Origin of the sequence: Streptoalloteichus tenebrarius (assembly GCF_024171885.1) — a bacterium.
Taxonomy (GTDB): domain Bacteria; phylum Actinomycetota; class Actinomycetes; order Mycobacteriales; family Pseudonocardiaceae; genus Streptoalloteichus; species Streptoalloteichus tenebrarius.
On record NZ_JAMTCP010000003.1, the window covers coordinates 222882 to 246492 of the forward strand.

The 23611-nt window shown below is 71.4% G+C and carries 20 protein-coding genes and 1 pseudogene; 10 read left to right on the forward strand and 11 right to left on the reverse strand.

Features of this window, described 5'->3' with window-relative positions:
• Nucleotides 1-8 precede the first annotated feature (8 nt).
• Complete coding sequence (locus LX15_RS04705; RefSeq protein ID WP_253668228.1) at nucleotides 9-233, forward strand: hypothetical protein; 225 nt, start codon at nucleotides 9-11, stop codon at nucleotides 231-233.
• Nucleotides 234-247: 14 nt separating this feature from the next.
• Nucleotides 248-718 (forward strand): hypothetical protein, encoded by a 471-nt coding sequence (locus LX15_RS04710; RefSeq protein ID WP_253668229.1) that lies wholly within the window; start codon nucleotides 248-250, stop codon nucleotides 716-718.
• A gap of 1294 nt (nucleotides 719-2012) precedes the next feature.
• On the opposite strand, the gene LX15_RS04715 is transcribed toward LX15_RS04710, so the two are convergent.
• The 5 genes from LX15_RS04715 to LX15_RS04735 all read right to left on the reverse strand — a co-directional run bounded on the left by LX15_RS04715 (nucleotide 2013) and on the right by LX15_RS04735 (nucleotide 5299).
• Nucleotides 2013-2459, reverse strand: a complete 447-nt coding sequence (locus LX15_RS04715) for an Imm1 family immunity protein (protein WP_253668230.1) — start codon at nucleotides 2457-2459, stop codon at nucleotides 2013-2015.
• A gap of 33 nt (nucleotides 2460-2492) precedes the next feature.
• Nucleotides 2493-2939 carry an Imm1 family immunity protein gene (locus LX15_RS04720; RefSeq protein WP_253668231.1) on the reverse strand — a complete coding sequence of 149 codons (447 nt, stop codon included), beginning with the start codon at nucleotides 2937-2939 and terminating at the stop codon, nucleotides 2493-2495.
• 51 nt (nucleotides 2940-2990) lie between these two features.
• On the reverse strand, nucleotides 2991-3437 hold the full coding sequence (locus LX15_RS04725) for an Imm1 family immunity protein (RefSeq protein ID WP_253668232.1): 447 nt from the start codon (nucleotides 3435-3437) through the stop codon (nucleotides 2991-2993).
• The gene (locus tag LX15_RS04730; RefSeq protein ID WP_253668233.1) at nucleotides 3434-4180 is read right to left on the reverse strand and encodes a DddA-like double-stranded DNA deaminase toxin; all 747 of its coding nucleotides are present in this window, start codon (nucleotides 4178-4180) and stop codon (nucleotides 3434-3436) included. The genes LX15_RS04725 and LX15_RS04730 overlap by 4 nt, the downstream gene beginning before the upstream one ends.
• A gap of 261 nt (nucleotides 4181-4441) precedes the next feature.
• Nucleotides 4442-5299: an SDR family oxidoreductase gene (locus tag LX15_RS04735; RefSeq protein ID WP_253668234.1), complete on the reverse strand. Its 858-nt coding sequence runs from the start codon at nucleotides 5297-5299 to the stop codon at nucleotides 4442-4444.
• 270 nt (nucleotides 5300-5569) lie between these two features.
• Here LX15_RS04735 and LX15_RS04740 point away from each other — a divergent pair, with 270 nt between their 5' ends.
• Nucleotides 5570-6760, forward strand: a complete 1191-nt coding sequence (locus LX15_RS04740) for a glycosyltransferase family 4 protein (protein WP_253668235.1) — start codon at nucleotides 5570-5572, stop codon at nucleotides 6758-6760.
• A 100-nt stretch (nucleotides 6761-6860) separates the two neighbouring features.
• Nucleotides 6861-7970, forward strand: coding sequence for a glycosyltransferase family 4 protein (locus LX15_RS04745; protein ID WP_253668236.1), 1110 nt, complete (start codon nucleotides 6861-6863; stop codon nucleotides 7968-7970).
• Here the strand turns inward: LX15_RS04745 and LX15_RS04750 are convergent.
• A complete protein-coding gene (locus LX15_RS04750) occupies nucleotides 7888-8901 on the reverse strand; it encodes a glycosyltransferase family 9 protein (protein ID WP_253668237.1) in 1014 nt (337 codons plus the stop codon). The genes LX15_RS04745 and LX15_RS04750 overlap by 83 nt on opposite strands.
• Before the next feature lie 57 nt (nucleotides 8902-8958).
• Between LX15_RS04750 and LX15_RS04755 the strand changes: the two are divergent.
• Both LX15_RS04755 and folP read left to right on the forward strand, forming a co-directional pair.
• Nucleotides 8959-10767 (forward strand): annotated as a pseudogene (locus tag LX15_RS04755) (glycosyltransferase); the annotation flags it as partial.
• Nucleotides 10768-10783: 16 nt separating this feature from the next.
• A complete protein-coding gene (folP, locus tag LX15_RS04760) occupies nucleotides 10784-11707 on the forward strand; it encodes a dihydropteroate synthase (protein WP_253668239.1) in 924 nt (307 codons plus the stop codon).
• 184 nt (nucleotides 11708-11891) lie between these two features.
• On the opposite strand, the gene LX15_RS04765 is transcribed toward folP, so the two are convergent.
• From LX15_RS04765 to LX15_RS04775, 3 genes are all read right to left on the reverse strand, one after another.
• Nucleotides 11892-14042, reverse strand: a complete 2151-nt coding sequence (locus tag LX15_RS04765; protein ID WP_253668240.1) for a catalase — start codon at nucleotides 14040-14042, stop codon at nucleotides 11892-11894.
• Between the two features lie 398 nt (nucleotides 14043-14440).
• Complete coding sequence (locus tag LX15_RS04770; RefSeq protein WP_253668241.1) at nucleotides 14441-15640, reverse strand: M20/M25/M40 family metallo-hydrolase; 1200 nt, start codon at nucleotides 15638-15640, stop codon at nucleotides 14441-14443.
• Nucleotides 15641-15752: 112 nt separating this feature from the next.
• On the reverse strand, nucleotides 15753-17294 hold the full coding sequence (locus LX15_RS04775) for an AbgT family transporter (RefSeq protein ID WP_253668242.1): 1542 nt from the start codon (nucleotides 17292-17294) through the stop codon (nucleotides 15753-15755).
• Nucleotides 17295-17436: 142 nt separating this feature from the next.
• Between LX15_RS04775 and LX15_RS04780 the strand changes: the two genes are divergently transcribed.
• Nucleotides 17437-18522, forward strand: coding sequence for an Lrp/AsnC family transcriptional regulator (locus tag LX15_RS04780; protein ID WP_253668243.1), 1086 nt, complete (start codon nucleotides 17437-17439; stop codon nucleotides 18520-18522).
• A 246-nt stretch (nucleotides 18523-18768) separates the two neighbouring features.
• Here the strand turns inward: LX15_RS04780 and LX15_RS04785 are convergent, their stop codons facing one another.
• Nucleotides 18769-19038 carry a hypothetical protein gene (locus tag LX15_RS04785; RefSeq protein WP_253668244.1) on the reverse strand — a complete coding sequence of 90 codons (270 nt, stop codon included), beginning with the start codon at nucleotides 19036-19038 and terminating at the stop codon, nucleotides 18769-18771.
• A gap of 426 nt (nucleotides 19039-19464) precedes the next feature.
• Here LX15_RS04785 and LX15_RS04790 point away from each other — a divergent pair, with 426 nt between their 5' ends.
• Nucleotides 19465-20334 carry an NmrA family NAD(P)-binding protein gene (locus tag LX15_RS04790; RefSeq protein WP_253668245.1) on the forward strand — a complete coding sequence of 290 codons (870 nt, stop codon included), beginning with the start codon at nucleotides 19465-19467 and terminating at the stop codon, nucleotides 20332-20334.
• A gap of 199 nt (nucleotides 20335-20533) precedes the next feature.
• Here LX15_RS04790 and LX15_RS04795 read toward each other — a convergent pair whose 3' ends face one another.
• On the reverse strand, nucleotides 20534-21520 hold the full coding sequence (locus tag LX15_RS04795) for a malate dehydrogenase (protein WP_253668246.1): 987 nt from the start codon (nucleotides 21518-21520) through the stop codon (nucleotides 20534-20536).
• Nucleotides 21521-21769: 249 nt separating this feature from the next.
• Here LX15_RS04795 and LX15_RS04800 point away from each other — a divergent pair, with 249 nt between their 5' ends.
• Both LX15_RS04800 and mug read left to right on the forward strand, forming a co-directional pair.
• Complete coding sequence (locus tag LX15_RS04800) at nucleotides 21770-22162, forward strand: type III secretion system chaperone family protein (protein ID WP_253668338.1); 393 nt, start codon at nucleotides 21770-21772, stop codon at nucleotides 22160-22162.
• 888 nt (nucleotides 22163-23050) lie between these two features.
• Nucleotides 23051-23599 carry a G/U mismatch-specific DNA glycosylase gene (mug, locus tag LX15_RS04805; RefSeq protein WP_253668247.1) on the forward strand — a complete coding sequence of 183 codons (549 nt, stop codon included), beginning with the start codon at nucleotides 23051-23053 and terminating at the stop codon, nucleotides 23597-23599.
• The last annotated feature ends 12 nt before the right edge of the window (nucleotides 23600-23611 follow it).

The window sequence follows — 23611 nt, forward strand, 5'->3', positions numbered from 1 at the left end:
AGGAAGAGGTGCTGCCGAAGACGTCCAAGGCGGCCAGAGAGAACAACTCCGACTGGGACAACATGGACATGTACTACTACTGGGGCCACGACAAGGCACCCAACATCTCCCGGCCCGACGGCAAGGACTGGGAGGGTCAGCCACTAAACCACCGGAACGACATTCGCAAGATCCGGGACAAGGCGGATAAGATCATGTGTCACAGCGGTGTGTACATGTGCATCCCTAAGTAGGAGGAACCAGGGGTATGAGGGCGAAAGTGCTGACGTACGCGGTGGGGGTCCTGATGGGGATCGGTCTCTTCGTGGCATTGGTCAGCGGCGGCCTCTGGCTCCTGATATCCACCGCCCCCAGCGTTGACGGGAAGATGGAGGCGGTGCTCGGCCAGGTCCGTGTGGCCGAGCACCGCCTCGGCGGACGTCAGTTCGAGAACGTCCAGGACCGGCGTTTCCTGACCGCCTACTTCGTGGGCGCCCCCACCACCGGGAACGTCGAAGCCCTGGTGAAGGGACCCTTGCTGCACCCCTTCTTCGACCCGGAACGACAGACGGAACGGCCCCAGGGGCCGATCGACGGCTGCGGGATCTTCGGCAGCGGCATCCGCCTGCCAGCGGGGAAGGTGCCCGCCGAGGGTCTGTCTACAGAGGACGCCGAAGCGGTGCGGGCGGGCAGGTTGGAGATCATCCAGGTGAGCATTCTCTGTAGCTCCAACTGGTAAACGCCAGGACCAGGATCTCCCTCTCCCGTTTGTTCGTTCCTCGCCAGTGTTGCGCGCTCCGGTGTGTGGAAGATGCCCTGTCTTCACAGACTGTGCCGATGGAGCAGCCTGGTCGAGTACGAGGCCAACAACGAGCAGATCCGGCGGTACGAAGTCGACAGGTTCTGTTGACCCTGGTCGACCCGGGACGTGCCCGGACAGTCTGAAAGATACACGGGATGTGGCTTCTGGCACGGCTGGTCGCCGACATCGCGATGAGCAGCGGTGCATGCACGACGTCGCCAGCACGCCCAAGTCCAAGCCTTAAACGCAGGACTTGACGGCTTCCACGCGAGCGTGACGCCGACAACCGACCCGGCAACGCCCCGGGCGACGCACCGGACACATCCACAGATGGTGGAATGCCCGAAGGTCAGGCACACGCGCCGAGGGGGCTCTACAGCGGCCTGGGGTTCGCACTCCGCCTTTGACCGGCCAGCACGCGGTGGCCTCGCGGTCTACCTGATGTCTCCACCCTGGAGCCGCTGCTGCCTCTACACGCAGGTGAGGAAGCAGGGTGAACTCTCAGGCGCAGCCGACCGGTGCCGAGCCTGCCGCACGAAACTCGGCAGGGACGAACGGAACTCGGTAGGGTCGACGCGGCCCTAGCCGGGCAACTCGCGAGTTCCAACGGTCGGACTTGGCCTGAAGTCCGAACCTCACCGTGTAGCTCATCCTTGTAGACATGCGTACCAATGGTGTCGTGAATGACGAGTACCTGACCCGGAGCGAGTACTCGGGGAAGCAGTTCGTGGCAGCCTAACCATTCCTTGTCAACTTCGTTGTTACCCAGAATTCGTCCGGCTTTGTTCGGGCGGGTGGGTAATCGGGCGCGGGTTTGTCTTCCCCACTCGCGGTCCACGGGGAAGGGGCGCTGAGGTTCTGGCGCTGGCGCAACACTGCGGAACCAACACGCCTGCGATGGTGGCACCCAAGCCCCACGTCTACGGCTGGCGCGCGTTGGCCACCCGAGACCCCTCGCGCTCGTTCCGAGGAGCGCCATGCGCGGGGGCGCGACACTACGTTGTGCGCCGAGCGTAACGAGACGTACCGACACCGTGACCGTTTCGCGCGCGCGTTCACACCCACGGACCAGCCCGCGAGCGAGATCAACTGGCGGATCCCGTGGGATCAGATGTGGCCGTCAGATGCTGCTCAGTGCCGGGTGTGGTCACTGTCCCGCAAGCTCTGACCTGCACGGACAGTGGTTTTCTCTGGTCAACCGGGGCGGCACCGACACTTGGTGTTCTCTGCGTCACCATCCGTCGGCTGGTTGCCACTCCACGCAGGTTGGTCGGTGTCCGCCGGACTCGTGGAACTCGTGGACGGCGGCCCGGAGTTGGTCGAGGGTGATGGCCGCGTTCGCGGGGAACGGTGTGGCGGAGTCGATGTCGCGGTAGAGCCGTGGAGCGCGGGCAGGGGCTGGTTCTGCGAGTGACACCTGGGCGCCCTCGTAGTCCGGGCCGTAGTACCGCAGGGCCGCCATGTTCGCCTGGGGATCAACATCCATCGCAAGCTCCTGGGCGGGCATGTCGTTCCATTGCAGTCCATCAACCACGTACATCGCGGGGTTGTGGTTGAACGTGGCGGCAGCGGCGATGATCCGGTCCAGGGCGGCGTCGACTTCTTGTCGGGTACGCGCGTACATCGGCGTGGCCTGGTCGACCGCCGACTGTAGGTAGATCTCCAGCGTGTAGTTCATGACGCTGATCGTTGTATTTGACATCTTGAGTCGTCACCATCCGTCGGTTGGTTGCCATTCCACGCAGGTTGGTCGGTGTCCGCCTGAGTCGTGGAACTCGTGGACGGCGGCCCGGAGCTGGTCGAGGGTGATGGCCGCGTTCGCGGGGAACGGTGTGGCGGAGTCGATGTCCTTGTGCAGGCTGGCGCCGGAAACGCTCCGATCGGAGTGGGTCATCCAGGGAGAGTCGTAGCCCGGCCCGACCCAGGCGAGTGCCGCGGCCCCGCGCTCGGGGTCGACGTCGATCTTGAGTCCGTGGTCGGGAAACCGGAGGGGGCCGAGCCTTGGGCGCTCCAGTACGAAGGCCGTTGGGTTGTGGTTGAACGTGGCGGACGCGGCGATGATGCGATCCAGTGCGGCATCGACCTCCTCCGCGTTCCGGGCGATGATCGTGGCGTCATCGGTCACGGCTTCCAGGCCGAATTCCAGCGTGTAGTTCACGGCTCTGGCGTTCCTTGGTTGCGGGGCTTGTTGGTCGCGTGCGTGGCAACTTCACCAGCCGTCGGCTGGCTGCCAGTCCACGCATGTCGGCCGGAGCCCACCGGACTCGTGGAACTCGTGCACGGCGGCCCGGAGGTGGTCGAGGGTGATGGCCGCGTTGGCGGGGAACGGGGTGGCGGAGTCGATGTCCCGGTACAGGGGGGAGGCGTTCCCCGTCGGAAGGTTGGACAACGACATGGACGGACTGTCGGAGCCGGGGCCGAAGTACACGAGCGCGGCGATGTTCTCCTCAGGCGCGACGTCGAACTTCAGGCCGTGCCCTGGCTTGTCCTTCCACTTCGGGCCTTCGACCACGTAGGCGGTGGGGTTGTGGTTGAACGTCCCCGCGGCGGTGAGGACTCGTTTGATTGCCGCATCCACCTCCTCAGCGGTCCGCGCGGTCATCGGCAGCGCGTCCTCGGCCTCGGATTGCAGGTAGATCTCCAGCGTGTACGTCATGGCTGTGGTGTTCCTCGGTAGATGTGTGTGCCTGTGGTGTCGTGGATGACCATGGTTTGTCCGGGGAGCAGGACTTTGGGGAGCAACTCGTGACAGCCGTACTGCTCGCGATCAATCTTGTTGTTGATGGCCAACTCGGCGTACTGGGTGTTGCTGGCACGCATCCGGTACGCCACCTTCAGCTCCACGTGAGTGGCACCGCCTGGATTCTTCATGATCGCCGGCACCATCCCCTGCTCGACCATGAGCTTGGCTAGGGCGAGGTCCACCCCGTCCTCCTCTCGGCCGGAGCGAACTGGATGCTCGATGCCGTCTTCGTCGACGTAGATTCCCAGAGTCGGCCCCTTGTCGTTCGGGCGGGTGGGTAATCGCGCACGGGCTCGTTGTCCCCACTCGCGGTCCACGGGGAAGGGGCGCTGCGCTGCTGGCGCGGGTGCGGGCGCTGGGGCTGGTGGTGCGGGCGCCAGGTTTGCCGGTGCTGGTGGGGCGGCCAGGTTGTCGGCGAGGTTGTTGAGTCTGGTGCGGAGTTCGGCGAGGAGCTGGGTGACCTCCGCCAGTTGGTGGAGGGCGGAGGCGAGCCAGGTGGAGACCAGGGCGGGTTCCTCGGCCCAGCTTCCCTCCATGACCGCCGCGAACACGGTGTGGCAGTCCTGGAGGGCGTCCACCGCGATCGCGATCTCCTGGTCGGGGAGGCGGTCGGCGATGGCGCGAACAGCGGCGGCGACCTCCTCGATGGCGGACACGGGGCGAGCTTCGCGATCCCCACCGACAGAAGGAGGGACGTTCGCCGCGAGATCACCCGATTGGGCACCGGCGCGGTGTGGTGGCAGGCGATCAGGACAAGCGGGTGCCCGGCCACCACGGGCGCACGTGGTGGCCGGGACGGCCGATGACGGAAACGCCCAAGCCCCATGACCGCGGAGCCTGGAAGAACTGCCGGTCGATGGGGACGGCACGCGGGGTCCCGTCGGCGCGCAACGCCAGCGGTTTCACTCCCGCTCGGGTCAGCCCGGCATCGTCTCTCCGCCCAGCGGCGAGATGACCTCGCCGGTGTAGTAGGAGGACAGCCGGTTCGCGGCGAGGAACACGTAGGACGGGGCGATCTCGTCGGGGTGCGCCGCCCGGCCGAGGGGCACCTGCTCGCCGAAGCTCTCCACCTTCTCCGACCCGAAGGTCGACGGGATCAGCGGTGTCCACACCGGACCGGGGGCGACGCAGTTCACCCGGACGCCCCGATCGGCCAGCGCCTGCGCGAGCGCGTATGTCAGGGCGATCACCGCGCCCTTGGTGGCCGAGTAGTCGATGAGCGTCTTGTTGCCCCGCAGCCCGTTCACCGACGCGGTGTTGATGACGCACGACCCCTCGGCCAGGTGCGGCAGCGCCGCCCACGTGGTCCGGTAGAAGCTGTGGATGTTGACGTCGAAGGTGCGCATCCACTGCTCCTCGGTGACCTCCTCGGGGGAGGACACCGGGCGCTGCATCGCGACGTTGTTGACCAGCAGGTCCAGCCCGCCCAGCTCGTCGACGGTCTGGCTCACCGCGCGGCGGCACTGCTCGCCGTCGGCGAGGTCGCCCGGGATCAGCACGTACCGCCGCCCGGCCTCGCCCACCAGCTCCGCGGTGCGCCGGGCGTCCTCGTGCTCGCTCAGGTACGCGATGGCGACGTCCGCGCCCTCCTTGGCGAAGGCCACGGCGACCGCGCGGCCGATGCCGGAGTCACCACCGGTGATGAGGGCCCTGCGCCCGTCGAGCAGGCCCCGGCCCTCGTAGTCGGCCATGGAGTCCTTCGGCTCGGGGCGCATCTCCCCGGTGACGCCCGGCGGCTCCTGCTGTTGCGGGGGCAGGCCCTGAAGCTCGCTCATCGGGTTGTCTCCCTCCTCGACGTTCCCACGTCGGCTCGGCGTGTCCCGTCAGGACCCGTGGGGCGGCGGTCCAGGGTGGACCGCCCTCCGGACGAGTGAGGACGCGCGTACTTCGGCACCAGCGGGATACCCAGAACCGGCGCCGTCCCGGCGGCGCGCCCCCGAAGGCGCTCCGGGCGGCTCCCTGCCGGTCGCCGCGTGGTCGCCGCGTCCACGCGGACGCACGGTCCGCCGTCGGCGCGACGGCGGGGCAACCGGAAGGGGGATGCGATGCGTGTCCTGCGGTTGTCCTCGGTCTTCGAACCCGCGCGGGACGGGGAGTTGCCGCCGGCCCGCTTCGATCCCGTCGGCGGCATGCAGACCCACACCGGCGAGCTGACCCGCGCGCTCGACGCCCTCGGCGTGCGCCAGACCGTGGTCACCACGGGACCGCCGGGCAGGGTCCGGTGTTCCACGTTCGGCCGCCACGCCGTGCTCGTCCGGCTCGGAGCCGGCGTCGCCTGGTTCCGCCAGTGCTACGCCCTGCCGGCCGCCCGGCTCGTGCCCCGGCTGGCCGCGCGGGCCGACGTCGTGCACGCCCACCTCGGCGAGGACCTGGCGATCGTGCCGATCGCCGTCCTCGCGGCGCGCTGGCACCGCCTGCCCCTGGTGCTCACCATCCACAGCAGCCTCCGCCACACGTTGGCGGTCAACGGCTTCCGCTCCGCGTTGTTGCGCGTGGTGGGCGGCGTGCTGGAGGGATACGGCGAACACCGCGCGCACGCGGTGATCACCCTCACCACGCGTCTCGCCCGCCTGCTCGCGGCGGACGGCGTCGCCCCGGAGCGGCTGCACGTGATCCCGTCCGGGGTTCGGCGCGCGCTGTTCCACACCGTCGACGGCGCTCCGCTGGCCGACGTGCCCCGGCCCCGGGTGCTGTTCCTCGGCCGACTGCACCGGCAGAAGGGCGTGGCCGATCTCGTCCGCGCGCTCACGCTCGTCCCGTCGGCGCGGCTCGTGCTGGCGGGCGACGGCCCGGAGCGGGACCGCCTCGCGCGGCTGGCGGACGCGCTGGGCGTGGCGGACCGGGTGCGGTTCCTCGGGTTCGTCCCGCACGACCGGGTGCCCTCCCTGCTCCGGGACGCCGACCTGCTGGTCATGCCGTCGCGGTACGAGGAGTTGGGCACGGCGCTGGTGGAGGCCCGGCACGTCGGGGTGCCCGTGGTGGCCACGCGCGTGGGCGGCATCCCGGACGTCGTGCGGGACGGCGTCGACGGCCTGCTCGTCCCGCCCGGTGACATTCCCGCGCTGGCCTGCGCCCTGCACCGGCTGGTGCACGACCCGGCCCTGGCGCGGCGGCTGGCCCGGCAGGCGCGCGCCCACGCCGACCAGTACACGTGGGAGGTCCTGGCGGGGCAGGTGCTCGACGTCTACCGCGAGGTGCTGCGCGAACGCGCGTTGACCCCGCAGGGGGACGGGTGATTCCATGGCCGACCCGTCGCCGCCTCCGGACGGCGTTCCCCCAGTTCCCCTTGTTCCCCCTGTTCCTCCAGTTCCCGCGCCTGGCCATGAGATCAGGGCCGTGTTCATTGTGGACAGTGACGCGTTCGGCGGCGCCGAGATCTACGTGCGACGGCTCGTGCGGCTGGCCCCGCCCTGGTTGCGTTGCCACGTCGTGGTGAGCGAGGAGGTGTCCGAGCACTTCGTCGGCCGCTTCCCAGGAACAGACGTCGTGGTCGTGCCACTCGCCCGACACCGGCCGACAGCACCTGCGATCACCGAGGCGTTGGCCGCGTTGCATCCAGACGTCGTGCACGTGAACCTGGTTGACCCGGCGAGCAACCAGGCGGCGCTGTCCGCCGCGCTCGCGCTCGCGCCGACGGTCGCCACCCTGCACCTGGAGGGGGAGACCGGCCACGGCTCCGCCTGCGACCGGCTCCAACGCACCTACAGCCGGCTCACCTCCGTCATCGCACCCTCGGAGCCGATCGCACGCCAGCTCGTCGGGACGCTCGGCGTCCCTCCCGCGCGCGTCGTCCGGGTGCGGCACGGAGTCGACATCCCGCCCCGCCCCCGACCTCCGGTCGACCACGAACCACCCGTCGTGGTCGCCGTCGGCCGTCTGACGCCGCAGAAGGGGTTCGACCTGCTGTTCGACGCCGTCGCGGAACTGTGCGCGCGAGGACGTCGGCTCCGGGTGGTCGTCGCGGGCGAGGGCCGCGACGCCGCCGCGCTCCGCGACCGGGCCGACGGACTGCCGGTCGAGTTCAGGGGACTCTGCCGGGACGTGCCGGCCCTGCTGGCCTCCGGCGACGTGTTCTGCCTGCCGTCGCGCCGGGAGGCGTTGTCGTTGGCGTTGCTGGAGGCGGCGGCCGTGGGGCTGCCGGCGGTCACCACGGACGTCGGCGACCACCGGTCGGCGTTGGCCGGGGCGGCCTTGATCGTCCCGCCCGGCGATCGGATCGCGCTGACCGAGGCGCTCGGGCACCTGCTCGGGGACGTGGCGTTGCGGCGCGAGCTGGGAGCCAGGGCGCGGGAGCGCGCGGTGCGGGACTTCGACGCGCGCGGAATGGCGGCGCGGACGGCGGCGGTGCTGGCCAGCGCGGCGCTCACCACAGTAGACGGTCCACTTCGGACAGAACAGCGTCGGCGGGGAGGCGGAGGGCACACCGGAAGTCGATGGGGCAGGTGAGATGCGGACAGGGGTTGCAGCCAACCGCGACCCGGCAGACGCGGTGCCGGGGGCCGGGGTGCGCCCAGCGGACGGGGTCGCCGGAGAGGAAGACGACCACGGTCGGCGTACCCACGGCGGCGGCGAGATGGGCTGGGCCGGTGTCGTTGCCCACGAGCAGGGCCGCGTGCCGCAGGACCAGCGCGTAACCGCCGAGCGACGTCCGTCCGGTCAGGTCGTGCGCCGGCCGGCGCATCGCGCCGCGCACGGCGTCGGCGAGGTCGCGCTCGCCGGCGACCCCGCCGATCACCACCGCGTACCCGCGCTCGACCAGCGCATCGCCCACCTGGGCGAACCGGTCGGTCGGCCAGCGCCGGCTCGCACAGCTCGCCCCGGGGTGCAGCACGACGTAGCGGCCGGGCCGCAGCCCGTGCTCCAAGGCCAGACGTCGGAACTCCTCGTCATCACCGGGCAGGGTGGTGAACACCATCCGGTCGGCGTCTGGCCGCAGCCGCACCCCCAGATGCTCCACGCAGCGCAGGTGCCGCCAGACCTCGTGCTCCTCCCGGGGGTAGGCCAGATAGGTGGGGGCGTCCTCGTCCCGCCACCACCCCTCGGCCCGGAACCCGCCCCGCGCCGTCGCGCCGAGTCGCGCGGTGACCTCGTTGGCCGCCGGGTTGTCCCCGTAGGTCTGGATCGCCAGGTCGAAGCGGCGCTCCCTGGCCAGGCGCAGGAACCTCGGCCACGCCAGCGGGTCCGGCGGCCGCTCCGGGATGCCCGGGAAGCCGGGGAACGGCAGCAGCTCGTCGACCTCGCGCCGCATGTGCGCCAGCAGCGGGGCGGTCTCGGGCCAGGTGATCACGGTGACCCGCAGGTCGGGCCGGAACGCGCGCAGCGCCCGCCACGCGGGCCACGAGCAGAGCAGGTCCCCCAACCCGACCCGGGGGCGCACGAGCGCCACCCGGCGCACGCGCGGGTCGCGCAGCGGCGGCGGGAACCGAGGGTCAGCGTCCTGATGCCGGCCTACGGCCAGGCGGCCTTCCTCGGCAGGGCCGTCGGCAGCCTGTTCGCGCAGACCTGCCCCGACTGGGAACTGGTGGTCGTGGACGACGGGTCGCCCGACGACACGCGCGCCGCGCTCCGGCCGTTCCTGTCCGACCCCCGCGTGCGGTGCCACCGGCTGCCCGACAACCGCGGCCTCGGGGCCGCGCTCAACGTCGGGCTGGGGCTGGCCCGCGCCCCGCTCGTCGCCTACCTGCCCTGTGACGACCTCGTCCATCCCGACCACCTCGCCGCGCTGCTGGCCGTGCTCGCCAACGAACGGATCGTGCTGGCCTGGTCCGGTGTCCGCCACCACAGCGGCCTGACCAGCCAGGCGGGTCCGGAGGGGCACGGCCTGCAACTCGTGCAGGTCATGCACCGGCGCACCCCGGACCGCTGGCGGGAGCGCGACGACGTGGAGAGCGACGACCTGGAGGAGCTGTTCTGGAACGCGCTGCGCGCCAGGGGAGGAGCCGCCGGCACCGGGCGGGTGACCTGTGTGTGGACCGACCACCCCGGGCAACGGCACAAGGCGATCCGGGAACGCCACGACGGCGGGCTCAACGTCTTCCGGCACCGCTACCGGGTCCGGCAGCCCTTGCGCTTCCACTCGCGGGACTCCGGCCTGGTCGACGAGGTCGCGCTGTACCGAAGGTTCCGGGAGTGGCGCCCGCCGCGCGCCGACGGCCTCCGGATTGTGCTGGTCGGGGAGCTGTCGTTCCACCCGGAACGGGTCCTCGCGCTGGTCGAGCGCGGTGCCCGGCTGTACGGGCTGTGGACCTCGGACGGCCTCGGCTCGAACGCCGTCGGCCCGATGCCGTTCGGTCACGTGACGGATCTGCCGCGCGACGACTGGCGCGCCGCCCTGCGCCGGCTGCGGCCGGACCTGCTCTACGCGCAGCTCAACTGGCGGGCCGTGCCCTTCGCCCACGAGGTGCTCGACGCGGCGGGCGGCGTGCCGTTCGTCTGGCACTTCAAGGAGTCGCCCCAGCTCAGCATCGCGCGCGGGGAGTGGGGCCAGCTCGCGGCGCTCTGCGCCCGCGCGCACGCCGTGATCTTCTCCAGCCCCGAGGAGCGGGAGTGGTTCCACCTCGCGCTGCCCGGTCGCCTCGACGCGGAGCGCACCCACGTCCTGGACGGCAGCCTGCCCAAGGCGGACTGGTTCGCCGGAGAGCCAGCGCCCCGACTGTCCTCAGTGGACGGAGAGCCGCACACGGTGGTGCTCGGCCGCCCGCTCGGGCTCGACCCCGACCTCCTCGACGCGCTGCGCGCGCACCACGTCCACGTCCACTTCCACGGGCTCAGCGACGGGCCGGGTCCCCAGGGGCAGTGGCGCTCCTGGCTCGGCACGGCGTTGCGCCGGGGCGCCGGCTACGTGCACGTGCACGCCGCGGTCGACCAGCGGGGCTGGCTGCCGGTGCTGTCCCGGTACGACGCGGGCTGGACGCACCTCTTCACCAGCCACAACGACGGCGACCTGCGCCGTGCCACGTGGGACGACCTCAACTGCCCCGCCCGGATCGGCACGCTCATGGCGGCCGGGCTGCCGATGCTCCACCGGCGCAGCCCGGGGTCCACGGTGGCCGTCGCCCGCCTCGTGGAGCGCCTGGGGATCGGCCTGCTCTACGAGGACGTTGAGGACCTGTGCGCACAGCTCCACGAGCCGAGCCAGGTGAGGGCCGCGCGTGACGCGGTCAGTGCGCACCGCCACCGGTTCACGTTCGACCACCACGCCGACGCGCTGCTCGCCTTGTTCGAGCGGCTGGCCGGCGGCTGAGCGGGGAGAGGACGTCATGCGACTGCGGCTGGGACGCGACAACTACGACATCACCTACCGGCCCCTGGTGATGGGCATCCTCAACCGCACCACGGACTCCTTCTACGACGCCGGGCGCTACTGGCACCTGGACGATCTGTTGCGCCACGCCGAGGACCTGGTCGCGGACGGCGCGGACCTGCTCGACGTGGGCGCCCGCCCCGGCGGGGTCGGGGTGCGCGAGGTCTCCGTCGCCGAGGAACTGGACCTCGTGGAGGAGACCGTCGCCGCCCTGCGGTCGCGGGTCACCGTGCCGTTGTCCGTCGACACCCGCCGCGCCGTCGTGGCGGAACGCGCCTTCCGCGTCGGAGCCGTCGTCGGCAACGACATGAGCGGCTTCCGCGATCCCGACTACCTCGCCGTGGCCGCGTCCTTCGGCGCGACCGTCGTCGCCACCCACATCCGGCTCCCGCCCGGCGTCCCCGACCCCGAGCCGGTCTACGACGACGTGGTCTCCGACGTCCGCGCGGCGCTGCGCCACCTCGCGTCGCTGGCGAGGGACGCGGGCCTGTCCCGGGAGCAGGTGATCCTGGACCCCGGTCTCGACCTGGGCAAGACGTGGTGGCAGTCGGTGCGCCTGCTCGCCGCGATGGACCGCTACGCGGCGCTCGGCCACCCGCTGCTGCTGGGCGCGTCCCACAAGATCTTCCTCGGGCGGCTGCTCGGGCTCGACACGCACGAGCGGGGACCGGCGAGCGTGGCGGCCGCGACGATCGGCGCGCTGCGTGGCTGCCGGGTGCTGCGGGTGCACGACGTGCGCGGTGCTCGGCAGGCCGCCGACCTCGTCGCGGCGATCCTGCGCGCGGACGAGGAGAACGCCGACAGCACAGGGGGCGCGCGGAGCGGGAGCGCGTCCGGCGAGGGGAACGCTGGTCGCCGGACGGAACGCGCCACCCAGTAGTCAACCCGTGGGGGGGAAGACCGCCGAATCTGTCCACAGAGGACAGTCGCTTGTCGACGGGACACCCGAGACCGGCGGACGGGACACCCGAGACCGGCAGGAGGTCACAGGACGCCGCAGGACGCCGCCCCCGCCCGGACCGTCGCGGGGCCGAGGCGGGGGCGGCGCGGGATGGTCAGGTCCGTCAGGCCGGCACGCCGTCGGTGCTGCGATCCCAGGCGCGGTGCCGCGCCAGCGCCTCGCAGAACGCGTCGGCGAACTCCGTCGGCAGGTCGCCGCGCGCCGCCGAGGACGTCACGACGCCCTGGTCGACGACGACCGACTCGTCGTCCCTGGCCAGCTTGACGCTCGCCCACGGCTGGTCGAGCAGGTCGATCCCGGCGCCGAAGGCCGCCACCGGCTTGTGGTGCTTGAACGCCTCGGCCACGAAGTGCACGGCGTAGCCGTCGGAGGCCAGCATCCGCACGCTGTCCGGACCGCACGGCACCACCACGCCGTCGTAGAGCACCGACGCCATCGTGTTGATCGCCCGGTCCACCGGGAGCTCCTCGCCGTCGGCCGTCCGCACCGCGCCGTCGTGCGGCGCCAGCAACTCGGGCATGGTCCCGCGTTCCCTGAGCTGCTCCACCAGCGTCCGCACCCCGACGCCGTCCACGCCCTCCGCGACGAGGATGGCGACCTTCCTGGTGGCGGGGCTGACCGTGCCGCCCAGGGACATGGTGATCTGGCTCAGCGCGGGGGAGCTGCGCCCGTGGTTCGGCGTGACCTCGCGCTCCGGCGGGTTCACGCCGACGCCGTTGGCCACCATGACCGCCAGGTTGTGGTCGACGTGGTTGAGCTGGTCGACCACGGCCTGGCGCACGTGCTTGTGGTCGACGTGGCCCAGCTCGAACCGGAAGGCCGCGACGATGTGCTTCTTCTCCGGCTCGGTCATGCTGTTCCAGAACAGCGTCGCCTGGCTGTAGAAGTCCTTGAAGCTCTCGCTGCGCTTGCGGATCTTGTGGCCCTCGACCTTCTCCTGGTAGTGGGAGAAGACCTCGGCCCCCGGCGCGGCCAGCGCCGGGCAGCCCCCGCCCAGGCTGTTCTTGAAGTAGCTCGTCCGTCCCTTGTGGATGAACGACTGGTGGTAGCCGTCGCGCTGGTTGTTGGTGACCGGCGCGACCGGCCGGTTCACCGGGATCTGCGGGAAGTTCGGCCCGCCCAGCCGGATGAGCTGGGTGTCCAGGTAGGAGAAGTTCCGCGCCTGCAACAGCGGGTCGTTGGTGAAGTCGATGCCGGGCACGACGTTCGCGGTGTGGAACGCGACCTGCTCGGTCTCGGCGAAGAAGTTGTCCGGGTTCCGGTTCAACGTCATCCGCCCCACCGGGCGGACCGGGACCTGCTCCTCGGGAATGATCTTGGTTGAGTCCAGCAGGTCGAAGTCGAACGCGAACTCGTCGCTCTCCGGCACGAGCTGCACGCCCAGCTCGTACTCGGGGAACTGCCCGGTCTCGATCGCCTCCCACAGGTCGCGCCGGTTGTAGTCGGGGTCCTTGCCGCCGATCTTCTGGCACTCGTCCCACACCAGCGAGTGCACGCCGAGCACCGGCTTCCAGTGGAACTTCACGAACGTGCCGCGCCCCTCGGCGTTGACCAGCCGGAAGGTGTGGACGCCGAAGCCCTGCATCATCCGGTAGCTGCGCGGCAGCGCCCGGTCGGACATCAGCCACATGATCATGTGCAGTGACTCGGGCTGGAGCGAGACGAAGTCCCAGAACGTGTCGTGCGCCGACTGGGCCTGCGGGATCTCGTTGTGCGGCTCCGGCTTCACCGCGTGCACGAAGTCGGGGAACTTGATCCCGTCCTGGATGAAGAACACCGGCATGTTGTTCCCAACCAGGTCGTAGTTGCCCTGCCGGGTGTAGAACTTCGTCGCGAACCCCCGCACGTCCCGCACGGTGTCGGCCGAGCCACGCGACCCGGCCACCGTGGAGAACCGGACGAAGGTCGGGGTCCGCACGGCCGGGTTGGTCAGGAACTCCGCGACCGTGTACTCGGCGAGCCAGTCGTCGTAGGGCTGGAAGACCCCGTACGCGCCCGCGCCGCGCGCGTGCACCACCCGTTCGGGAATGCGTTCGTGGTCGAAGTGGGTGATCTTCTCCCGCGCGTGGAAGTCCTCCAGCAGGGTCGGCCCGCGCTCACCGACGGTCAACGCGTCGTCGGTGTGGTCGATCCGCACCCCCTGGTCGGTGGTCAGCTCGGTGCCGGTCAGGTCGAGCCGCACGTCGTCGAGCTGGCGCTGCTTGTCGTCCGCCCCGCCAGGGTCGGTGTCCCGTCGATCGGACGAGGTTGACATGCGCACCTCCGCATCAGGTCTGCCTGGTCACGCCGCTCCCGTGACGAGCCGGGGGAGGCGTCGCGGGTGCCCTCGCGCCCTCGCGACCCCGCACACCCAGTGGCCCCCCGCGGCGAGTGCGTGGCGCGCGCGGCGTCGCCCGCGCGCCGGAAGGGGCGTACCCGTCCGGACCAGCCGGGAAACCCGGCGTACCCGGCGTGAGGGGGTGACGCGGCCGTGGGGCGCGCACGCGACGGGCGGGCCGGGGAAGCCCCGGCCCGCCCGTGCGCGTGACCGTGTCAGTCCTGGTCAGTCCTGGTCAGTCCTCGTCCGTCTGATCGGTCCTGGTCGGTCCTGTGTCGCTCCGGTCGGTCCTGTGCTGGTCCGGTCGGTCCTGTGTCGGTCCTGACTGGTCCTGCTCAGTGGTCGGAGGCGGTGGCGGCCTCCTGCGGCGTGGTCGTCGCGAGCCGGGCGACCACCCCGGCGACCAGCGCCGCCTGGTACGGCATCCGGTCGACCAGCACGTGCTCGGTCCTGGCGTGCGCGCCGCCACCGACCGCGCCAACCCCGTCGAGCACCGGGCGGCCGAGGGCCGAGACGAAGTTGCCGTCGCTGGCGCCGCCGACGCTGACCTCGTCGAGGACGCCGCCCAGCTCCCGGGCGACGCCCCTGGCGATGTCCAGCAGACCCCTGCTGCCGAGGTTGGGCGTCATCGGTGGCCGGTTCCACTCGCCCGTCACGCGCAGCTCGACCCGGGGGTCGCTGACCTCCATCCGGGCCAGCTCCCGCTCCACGCGGCGCATCTCCGCCTCGGTGCTCACCCGGACGTCGACGTCGGCGTGGGCGCGGCCGGCCACCACGTTGGTGCGGGTGCCGCCGGCGACCACACCGGGGTTGAGCGTGGTGCCGGCCCCGGGGTCGGCGATCGACCGCAGGGCCAGCAGCGCCTCGGCCAGCGCCGTCACCGCGCTCGCGCCCTTCTCCGGCTCCAGCCCGGCGTGCACCTCCACGCCCAGCGTCTCCACCCGGAACAGGCCGATGCCCTTGCGCCGGGTCTTGACCCGCCCGTCGACGCCGGGCTCGGGCACCAGGGTGGCGACCGCCGCCTCCGCGGCCCGCTCGATCACCGGCCGGGAGCGCGTGCTGCCGATCTCCTCGTCCGGGGTGAACAGGAACCGCACGGCGGGGTGCGGGAGGCCGAGCCGACGCAGGGCCGCCACGGCCCACACGGCCTGGACGATGCCGGCCTTCATGTCGAACGCGCCCGGCCCGCTGGCCACCCCGTCGACGACCGTGAACGGCCAGTCGGCCAGCGTGCCCGCCGGCCACACGGTGTCGTAATGGCCGACCACGAGGACCTCGCCGGCGTCCCCGGCGTCGCCCCGGACCACCGCCTCGACGATCCCCGCTCCGTCGTCGTCCGGCCGGAGTCGGCGCAGCGCCACGTCGGGCAGGCGGGTCGGCAGCCAGTCGTGCAGCAGGTCCGCGGTGCGGTCGAGATGGTCCTTGTCCGTGCTGGGCGACTCGCTGTCCACCAGCAGCGCCAGGTCGGCGACCAGGTCGTCAATCCGGGCGGTGAGCCAGCCCAGGGGCTGGTCCGTCGGCGTCGCCGACGTCATGGGTGTCCTCCTCGGTGTCGACAAACAGTGCGGTCAGGTGCGGTCAACGGTCGTGGTCGACGTCGGTCGACGGTCATGGTCGACGGTCGCCGTCGACGGGGCGGTCGGCGGCTCAGCGGATCGGAACGCCCGGCCCCAGCGGCAGCCCGAGCCCCCACCAGGCCATCAGGACGGCGACCCAGGTCGCGAACATCGCGGCCACGACGGGCAGGGTCATCGAGGTGAGTGTGCCGATGCCGACGTCCTTGCGGTACTGCCGCATGAACCCGAGCGTCATCACGAAGTAGGCGCTCATCGGGGTGATCGCGTTCGTGCACGAGTCCGCGATCCGGTAGGCGGCCTGGGTCAGCTCGGGGGAGACCCCGAGCAGCATGAACATCGGGACGAAGACGGGGCCGATCAGCGCCCACTGGGCGGAGCCGCTGGTCACCACCAGGTTGATGAAGGTGACCACGACCATCATGCCGAGCAGCAGCAGCGGGGCGGGCACCGAGCCGCCGTGCAGGAAGCCCGCGCCCTTCACCGCCACGTACGGCCCCAGGTTCGTCCACTTGAAGTAGGCCAGGAACTGCGAGATCGAGAAGAACAGCACCAGCGCGGGCGCCAGCGGCTTGGTCCCCTCGGCCATCAGGCGCGGCACGTCGCCGGCGCGGCGCACCGTGCCGACCGCGAGGCCGTAGGCGAGCCCGGCCAGGAAGAACAGCACGAAGATGACGACGGCGACGTCCTTGAGCAGCGGGGAGTCGAGGATGCCCCCGTTCTTGCCGCGCAGCGGCGAGCCCGACGGGACCAGCGCCACCACGCAGGCGAGCAGGACCAGCCCCGCCGCGACGCCGGCCCACCGCAGGCCCTTCCGCTCGGCCGCGCCCAGCCGCATGTCCCTGCCCGCGTCGGCGGTGGCGGCCTCGGCGGCGTCCGCGTCGATGCCGATCGCGTCCGCCCTGCGCACCAGGACCTTCTCCGTGACCAGGGTGATCACCCCGGCCAGCACGACCGACGACGCCAGCGCGAAGAAGTAGTTCGCCAGCGGCGACACCGTGTAGGAGGGGTCGATCAGGTGCGCCGCGGAGGTGGTCAACCCGGCGAGCAGGGTGTCGGTCGGGGTCACCAGCGGGCTCGCGTCGTACCCGGCGGACAGCGACACGAACGCCACGACGACGCCCAGCAGGGGGTTGCGGCCGCGCACGGCGAACACGACCCCGCCCAGCGGGACCAGCACGACGTAGGCGCTGTCGCCCAGGACGTGCGCGGTCATGCCGGTGAACGCGAGCGCGAACGTGAGCCAGCCGGCGGGGACCTTGACGATGCTCGCGCGCAGCAGCGCGTGCAGCAGGCCGGTCTCGGTGGCCAGCGCGACGCCGAGCATCACCACGAGGATCAGCCCGAGCGGCGGGAACGACACGAAGTTCTCCACCGCGTCGCCCACCATCGTGCGCAGGCCCTCGCCGGAGAGCAGACTGCGCACCACGATCGTCTTGTCCTGGCCGGGCGCCTGCGCGGTCGCGCCGCTGGCCAGCGCGCTGACCACCAGCAGCACGCCGCTGAGGATCCAGAACAGCCAGAACGCGTCGGGCAGCTTGTTGCCGGCGCGCTCGACGGCGCCCAGGAAGCGCAGGAGCGCCGGCTCCCGTCGTCGTAGCCCGGTGTCAGCCATGCGTCACTCCTCGTGGGCACCTTGGACGTGCGAAGACGTACGATATGGACGGGAAGGGAAACATCTGCGTACCGATGCGTCAATAGGCAACCAAGAATCGTTCGATTTCGACATGGCATCGGTCGGACCTAAGATCCGTCCCATGGGTAGAGCGGCGCGCCGACCGGCGGCGGAGGCCGCGCGCCCGGCGCCGGCGCGGACCGACCCGGGCAGCGCGGCCGGCGTGGCCGGCGTGGATCTTGACGAGGTGGACCTGGACGTCATCGCGGCGCTCCAGCTCGACCCGCGCGCGCCGTTCGACCGCATCGCCGACCTCCTCGGCGGCTCGGGCCGCACGGTCGCCCGCCGGGTCGAACGGATGGTCGACGCGGGGATCCTGCGGTTCGTCGGCGAGGTGCACCGGTCGTTGCTGTCCGAGGGCTCCCGCGTCCACAGCTTCGTCCGGACCGAGCCGCAGCGCATCAACGACGTCGCGGCGGCGCTGACCGAGATGCCCGAGGTCGCCTTCTGCTGCACGACGGCGGGCCGGGCCAGCGTCTACTGCACGGCCGTGCCCGCCGGCGGCGCGCGCGCCGACTTCCTCACCCGACGCCTGCCCGCCGTCCCCGGCATCCTCGCCACCCGCAGCGAGATCGAACTGCGGGTGCTGCGCAAGGCCTCGTCGTGGCGGCTCCCGCGCCTGACCCCGGCCCAGCGCAGGGAGCTGACGCGCCCCGAGGGGGAGTTCGCGCTGCGGCCCCGACCGCTGTCGGAGGAGGAACGCGGCGCGGTCGAACTGCTCCGCGCCGACTCCCGGCTCGCCTTCGCCGACCTCGCCCGCGCCCTCGGCATGACGCAGCCCAGGGCGCGCCGGCTCGTGCTCGGCCTGTTCGAGGAGGGCCTGGTCCGGCCGAGGGTGGACATCGAGCCGTCGGCGCTCGGCTACCGCACCGAGGCGATCATCAGCCTCAACACGCGGTTCGGCCGCACCGCCGCCGTGGCCGACGCCCTGGCCCGATACGAGGGCACCCGCTACGTGGCCAGGGTGGCGGGCACCGCCAGCCTGTTGTGCCAGGTCGTCTTCCGCGACGAGACGGCCCTCGCCGACTTCATGGACGGTCAGCTCTCCGGCGTGGACGAGGTGGTGCAGGCGGAGGTCTCGGTCATCCTCGACGTCACCAAGCGCCTGTGGATCCCCCGCCACGGCGCCCTGCTCGGCGAGCCCCGCTTCCCCGACCTCCTGGCCTGATCATCCGTCCTCAATGGACGGACTGTGTGACTTCTCTCCTTGTCCGGTCGGAAGTTTCTCCGCGAGTCCACATTGGACATCTGATCTACCGCTCGGGTGATCGGCGGGGACGCGAGGGGTGGGGACGGCGGTCGTGGCCGGCGCTGGTGGGCGCGGCGGGCACGAATCGGCGGCGGGACCCGGTCGTCCCGCCGCCACTCGTCGTGGTTGGTTCGTTCCTCGGCTTCGCTGTGGGGGGTGCTCCGGCTACCCGGAGCGCGGGGCGTACGTGGGCTGGCGGGTGGAGCCGAGCAGCAGGCGGGACAGCCAGACCGGCATCCAGGAACGCGTTTCCAGCCAGCGGAACCCCGCGTAGACGCCGCTGATCGCGACCGGGACGAGGAGCGTCGTGGCGAGGCCGCGCGCGTCGTCGGCCAGGTCGCCGGGCAGCAGCCCGACGCCGACGAGCCACGCCACGGCCGTTCCCCAGAGACTGGGGACGAGGGTGCGCACGAGCGAGACCGCCTTGTCACTCACCGGGCACCTCCCGCGAGCTTCGGAGCGTCGATCGCCGTCTCCCCGGTGGTGCTTCCCTGGTTGCCCGACACGTTGACTGTGGTCACGAGCATCACCCCCTTGTGCAGGTAGGGGCGCCGGGAGGCGCGTGAGCCGAGTTTCCTCCCCGGTCGGGGCGCGGTCTCCCGCCCCGACGTGGATTTCCGTCGGACGGCCCAGCGGCATGGCACGGACGGCGCACCACATCGAGGGGACACGGCGTCGGTCAGGGCAGCGGGGGAGCCGCGCGGCGGCGCGACCGGCGGATCTGACCGGCGGATCTGACCGGTGGATCTCCGGCGATCTTTGGTGATCTCCGCTGATCTCCGGTGATCGAGGACGCGAGCTGTCCGGAACTCGTCCTAGTGTCGGCCGGACCCAGGAGTCAAGCAGTGAGGAGACGCACTGATGCGCATCGCGGTCACCACACCAACCGGCAACGTGGGGCGGCACGTGGTCCAGATGTTGCTGCGTGGCGGACTGCGCCCCACCGTTCTGCTCCGCGACCCCGCACGCCTCGCCCCCGAGATCCGGGACCGGGTGGACGCGGTGGCGGTCGACCAACGCGACCGCGCGGCGGTCGTCGCCGCCACCAGGGGCGTCGACGCCCTCTTCTGGCTCAACCCGCCCATCGTGTCCGACGACCCCGCGGGCGAGTACGCGCGCGTCGGCGCGAACACGGCGGCGGCGGTGCGGGAGAACGGCATCGCCCGCACGGTCTTCCTCAGCAGCGTCGGGGCCGAGAAGCGCCACGGCATGGGAGAGATCGACGGGCTCGGCCGCACCGAGGAACTGCTGGACGCCACGGGCGCGTCCGTGGCGCACCTGCGGTGCGGCTACTTCTTCACCAACCTGCTGACCCAGCTCGACGCCATCCGCGCCGGCGTGATCCCGGTCGTGCTCCCCCTCGACCACCCGATGGCGTGGGTGGACCCGCGGGACATCGCGGAGGTCGCCGTGCTGTGGCTGTTGTCCACCGACTGGTCCGGCCGCCACGTGCGCGGGGTGCACGGCCCCGAGGACCTGAACTGGCGACAGGCCACCGTCATCGTTTCGGAGGCCATCGGACGTCCGCTGCGGGCGGAGCAGATCCCTGACGACGAGATGCGCCAGATGCTGCGTGGTGCGGGTCTGAGCGAGGGGATGGTTGAGGGCATCATGGGCATGTCGACGGGACAACGGGACGGGTTCGTCCCCGAGCAGCCGCGCACCGTCGAGACGACGACGCCGACCTCGCTCGCGTCCTGGGCCTACGCGGTGCTGCGCCCCCTGCTCTGACTCCCGCCGCCTGTCCGTCCACAAAGGACGGACGGAGGATCGACCCGGAAAGCCTGGCGCGCCGCACCTTCCGGATGCGGCGGGACGCGGCGGCGCCGCCGGCGGGGGAGAACCCGCCGGCGGCACACCGCGTCGTTGACCGCGTCGTTGACCGCGTCGCGACAGTGTGTGGCAGTGCCGCGACGGTGCCGTCGCTGGCTCAGACCAGGCCGAGCTGCTTGACGGCGTCGCGCTCCTCGGCCAGCTCCGCGACCGAGGCGTCGATCTTCTCGCGGGAGAACTCGTCGATCTCCAGGCCCTGGACGATCTCCCAGCGGCCGTCGCGGGACACGACCGGGAACGAGGAGATCAGGCCCTCCGGCACGCCGTAGGAGCCGTCCGACGGGATCGCGGCCGAGGTCCAGTCACCCTCGGGGGTGCCGTTGACCCAGTCGAAGACGTGGTCGATGGCCGCGTTGGCCGCCGAGGCCGCCGACGACGCGCCCCGGGCCTCGATGATGGCCGCGCCGCGCTTGGCGACGGTCGGGATGAAGGTGTCCCGCAGCCACTCCTGCTCCACCAGCTTCGCGGCGACCTCGCCCCGCACCTCGGCGTGGAACAGGTCGGGGTACTGCGTGGCCGAGTGGTTGCCCCAGATCGTCATCTTCTTGATCTCGGACACCGGGACCTGGAGCTTGCCGGCGAGCTGCGACAGCGCGCGGTTGTGGTCCAGCCGCGTCATCGCGGTGAAGCGCTCGGCCGGCACGTCGGGCGCGTTGGCCTGCGCGATGAGCGCGTTGGTGTTGGCCGGGTTGCCCACGACCAGCACGCGCACGTCGTCGGCGGCGTGGTCGTTGATCGCCCGACCCTGCGGCTTGAAGATGCCGCCGTTGGCCTCCAGCAGGTCGCCGCGCTCCATCCCCTTGGTGCGGGGGCGGGCGCCGACGAGCAGCGCGACGTTGGTGCCGTCGAAGGCCTTCGCCAGGTCATCGGTGATGTCGATGCCCTGAAGCAGCGGGAACGCGCAGTCCTCCAGCTCCATCGCGGTCCCCTCGGCGGCCTTCACCGCCTGCGGGATCTCCAGCAGCCGCAGCTTCACCGGCGTGTCGGGGCCGAGGAGCTGACCCGAGGCGATGCGGAACAGCAGGGCGTAGCCGATCTGGCCGGCCGCACCCGTGACGGTGACGTTGACAGGAGCCTTGGCCATGACTTCCTTTCCCCTCAAGGGATGCTTTTGGCGGGGATGCTAGTCGCCGTCCGCGCTGGCCAGTGGCCCCCGTCCGCAACGTCACGTGGCGCGCGGCGACACGCGTGGGTCTGCTCACACCGCGCTCACGTTCCGGTCCTCGCGCGGTCACGGCGCGCCGCCCGGTCAGTTGCTTTCCGTGACCGCGGTCGCGGGCTACTCTCGGGCCGCCGCATCGTGTTGATCAACGAGGCCGAGGGGGACACCGGCATGGCGACCTGGGACGACCTGGTCAGTTTCGTGCGCGAGGAGTACACGGTGGTCGGGCAGACCGACGGAGAGCTGCGCGTGCTCGTCGAGTTCGACGACGAGCGCAGCCAGCTCGTCGTCCTCTGCCGCGAGGTGCTGGACCGCCGCCACGAGTGGGTGCAGATCGCCTCGCCGTGCGGACTGGTCGCCCACGTCGACCTGGTCGGTCTACTGGAGGAGGTGGGCAGCGCGACGGTCGCCGGCGGCGCGGCGATCATGGGCGACCACGTGGTGATCCGGCACTCGCTGCCGCTGGAGAACCTCGACCTCAACGAGTTCGTCGACCCGATGAGCCTGGTGGCCGGCACCGCCGACCAGTTGGAGGAGCAGTTCGCCGGCGGGGACGCCTTCTGACCGACCGGCGCCCCTTCCGGAACGGCCCTCAGGTCCGGAACGGCCCTCGGGATCGGTCGGTCTGTCTCGGCCGGTGTGGCTGGGCCGGTGTGACTGGGCTGGGACTCGGCTGGTGTGACTCGGCTGGTGTGACTGGCCGGTCCGAATCAGGCCGTCTGACTGGGGTCCGTCTGACCCGGTCCATCTGGATCAGGCGTCTGACTCGGCCCGTCTGAATCGGTCCACAGTCGACAGTCGCCCGGACCCGCCGGCGGCCGTCGAACGGCGGAGTCCGCGGTGGCGCCGTCGACACGGCGGGGGCCGCGCCGTCCCCCGGGAGGCTCGCGTGGCGCGCGGGCGCGAGGCGGGCGTCAGCCCGCGTCACCTCCCGACGTCGTCCCCCTGGGACCACCTACTGAGCTGTAGTAAGGGGGACCCCCTTTTCAGATCATGGCAGTGGGGTCTGACAGTTCTGGTGGTTCCGGCTGTTGCCGCGTGGGTGAACTCGTGGCTGGACCGGGGGATGTCTTCGCGTGCTCCCGGTGACGCCCTCCATCGCTCCCGGCGGCGCCCTCCTTCGCGGCGACGTCCTCCCTCGCTCCCGGTGATGCCCCTGGGACCATCTACTGAGCTGTAGTAAGGGGGACCCCCTTTTCAGATCATGGCAGTGGGGTCTGACAGTTCTGGTGGTTCCGGCTGTTGCCGCGTGGGTGAACTCGTGGCTGGACCGGGGGATGTCTTCGTGTGTTCCCGGTGACGCCCTCGCTCCCAGGCGATGCCCTCGCTCGTTGGCGGTGTCTTCACTCCTGTCGACGATGTCGTTCTCGACGACGACGACGTTCGCCTGCGGCGCCGCCCCACCAGAACGCCCATGCTCCGCCGCCCCGCCGAGTCCGTGCGAGACTGCGGGTGATGACCCGTCCCACCCCTGAGCAGCTCGCCGCGGCCCGTGACCGGGCCATCCCCGAAGTGATCGCACCCGACCTGGACGTGGTGTTCTGCGGGATCAACCCGAGCCTGTACTCCGGGGCCACCGGTCACCACTTCGCCCGACCGGGGAACCGCTTCTGGCCGGCCCTGCACCGCTCGGGTTTCACCCCGCGCCAGTTGCGGGCCGACGAACAGCACCTCCTGCTCGATTTCGGGCTCGGCATCACCAACCTCGTCAACCGCGCGACCGCCCGCGCCGACGAGCTGTCCGCCGACGAACTGCGCGCCGGCGCCGCCCGCGTCACCGCGCTCGCGCGCCAGTACCGCCCGCGCGTCATCGCGATGGTCGGGATCACCGCCTACCGCACGGCCTTCGGGAACCGGCACGCGCGCGTCGGACCGCAACCCGAGCGGATCGCCGATGCGCACGTGTGGGTGCTCCCCAACCCCAGCGGCCTCAACGCGCACTACCAGATCGACGACCTCGCCGCCGAGTTCCGCGCGCTCCGCGAGTCCCTGGGGCGCTGACCGCCGACGCGG

What these genes read in the sequence shown, in the direction of transcription:
- LX15_RS04710 (WP_253668229.1), top strand. Translation starts at nt 248, where the DNA reads ATGAGGGCGAAAGTGCTGACGTACGCGGTGGGGGTCCTGATGGGGATC.
- LX15_RS04715 (WP_253668230.1), bottom strand. Translation starts at nt 2,459, where the DNA reads ATGAACTACACGCTGGAGATCTACCTACAGTCGGCGGTCGACCAGGCC.
- LX15_RS04725 (WP_253668232.1), bottom strand. Translation starts at nt 3,437, where the DNA reads ATGACGTACACGCTGGAGATCTACCTGCAATCCGAGGCCGAGGACGCG.
- LX15_RS04735 (WP_253668234.1), bottom strand. Translation starts at nt 5,299, where the DNA reads ATGAGCGAGCTTCAGGGCCTGCCCCCGCAACAGCAGGAGCCGCCGGGC.
- LX15_RS04740 (WP_253668235.1), top strand. Translation starts at nt 5,570, where the DNA reads ATGCGTGTCCTGCGGTTGTCCTCGGTCTTCGAACCCGCGCGGGACGGG.
- folP (WP_253668239.1), top strand. Translation starts at nt 10,784, where the DNA reads ATGCGACTGCGGCTGGGACGCGACAACTACGACATCACCTACCGGCCC.
- LX15_RS04765 (WP_253668240.1), bottom strand. Translation starts at nt 14,042, where the DNA reads ATGTCAACCTCGTCCGATCGACGGGACACCGACCCTGGCGGGGCGGAC.
- LX15_RS04770 (WP_253668241.1), bottom strand. Translation starts at nt 15,640, where the DNA reads ATGACGTCGGCGACGCCGACGGACCAGCCCCTGGGCTGGCTCACCGCC.
- LX15_RS04775 (WP_253668242.1), bottom strand. Translation starts at nt 17,294, where the DNA reads ATGGCTGACACCGGGCTACGACGACGGGAGCCGGCGCTCCTGCGCTTC.
- LX15_RS04780 (WP_253668243.1), top strand. Translation starts at nt 17,437, where the DNA reads ATGGGTAGAGCGGCGCGCCGACCGGCGGCGGAGGCCGCGCGCCCGGCG.
- LX15_RS04790 (WP_253668245.1), top strand. Translation starts at nt 19,465, where the DNA reads ATGCGCATCGCGGTCACCACACCAACCGGCAACGTGGGGCGGCACGTG.
- LX15_RS04795 (WP_253668246.1), bottom strand. Translation starts at nt 21,520, where the DNA reads ATGGCCAAGGCTCCTGTCAACGTCACCGTCACGGGTGCGGCCGGCCAG.
- LX15_RS04800 (WP_253668338.1), top strand. Translation starts at nt 21,770, where the DNA reads ATGGCGACCTGGGACGACCTGGTCAGTTTCGTGCGCGAGGAGTACACG.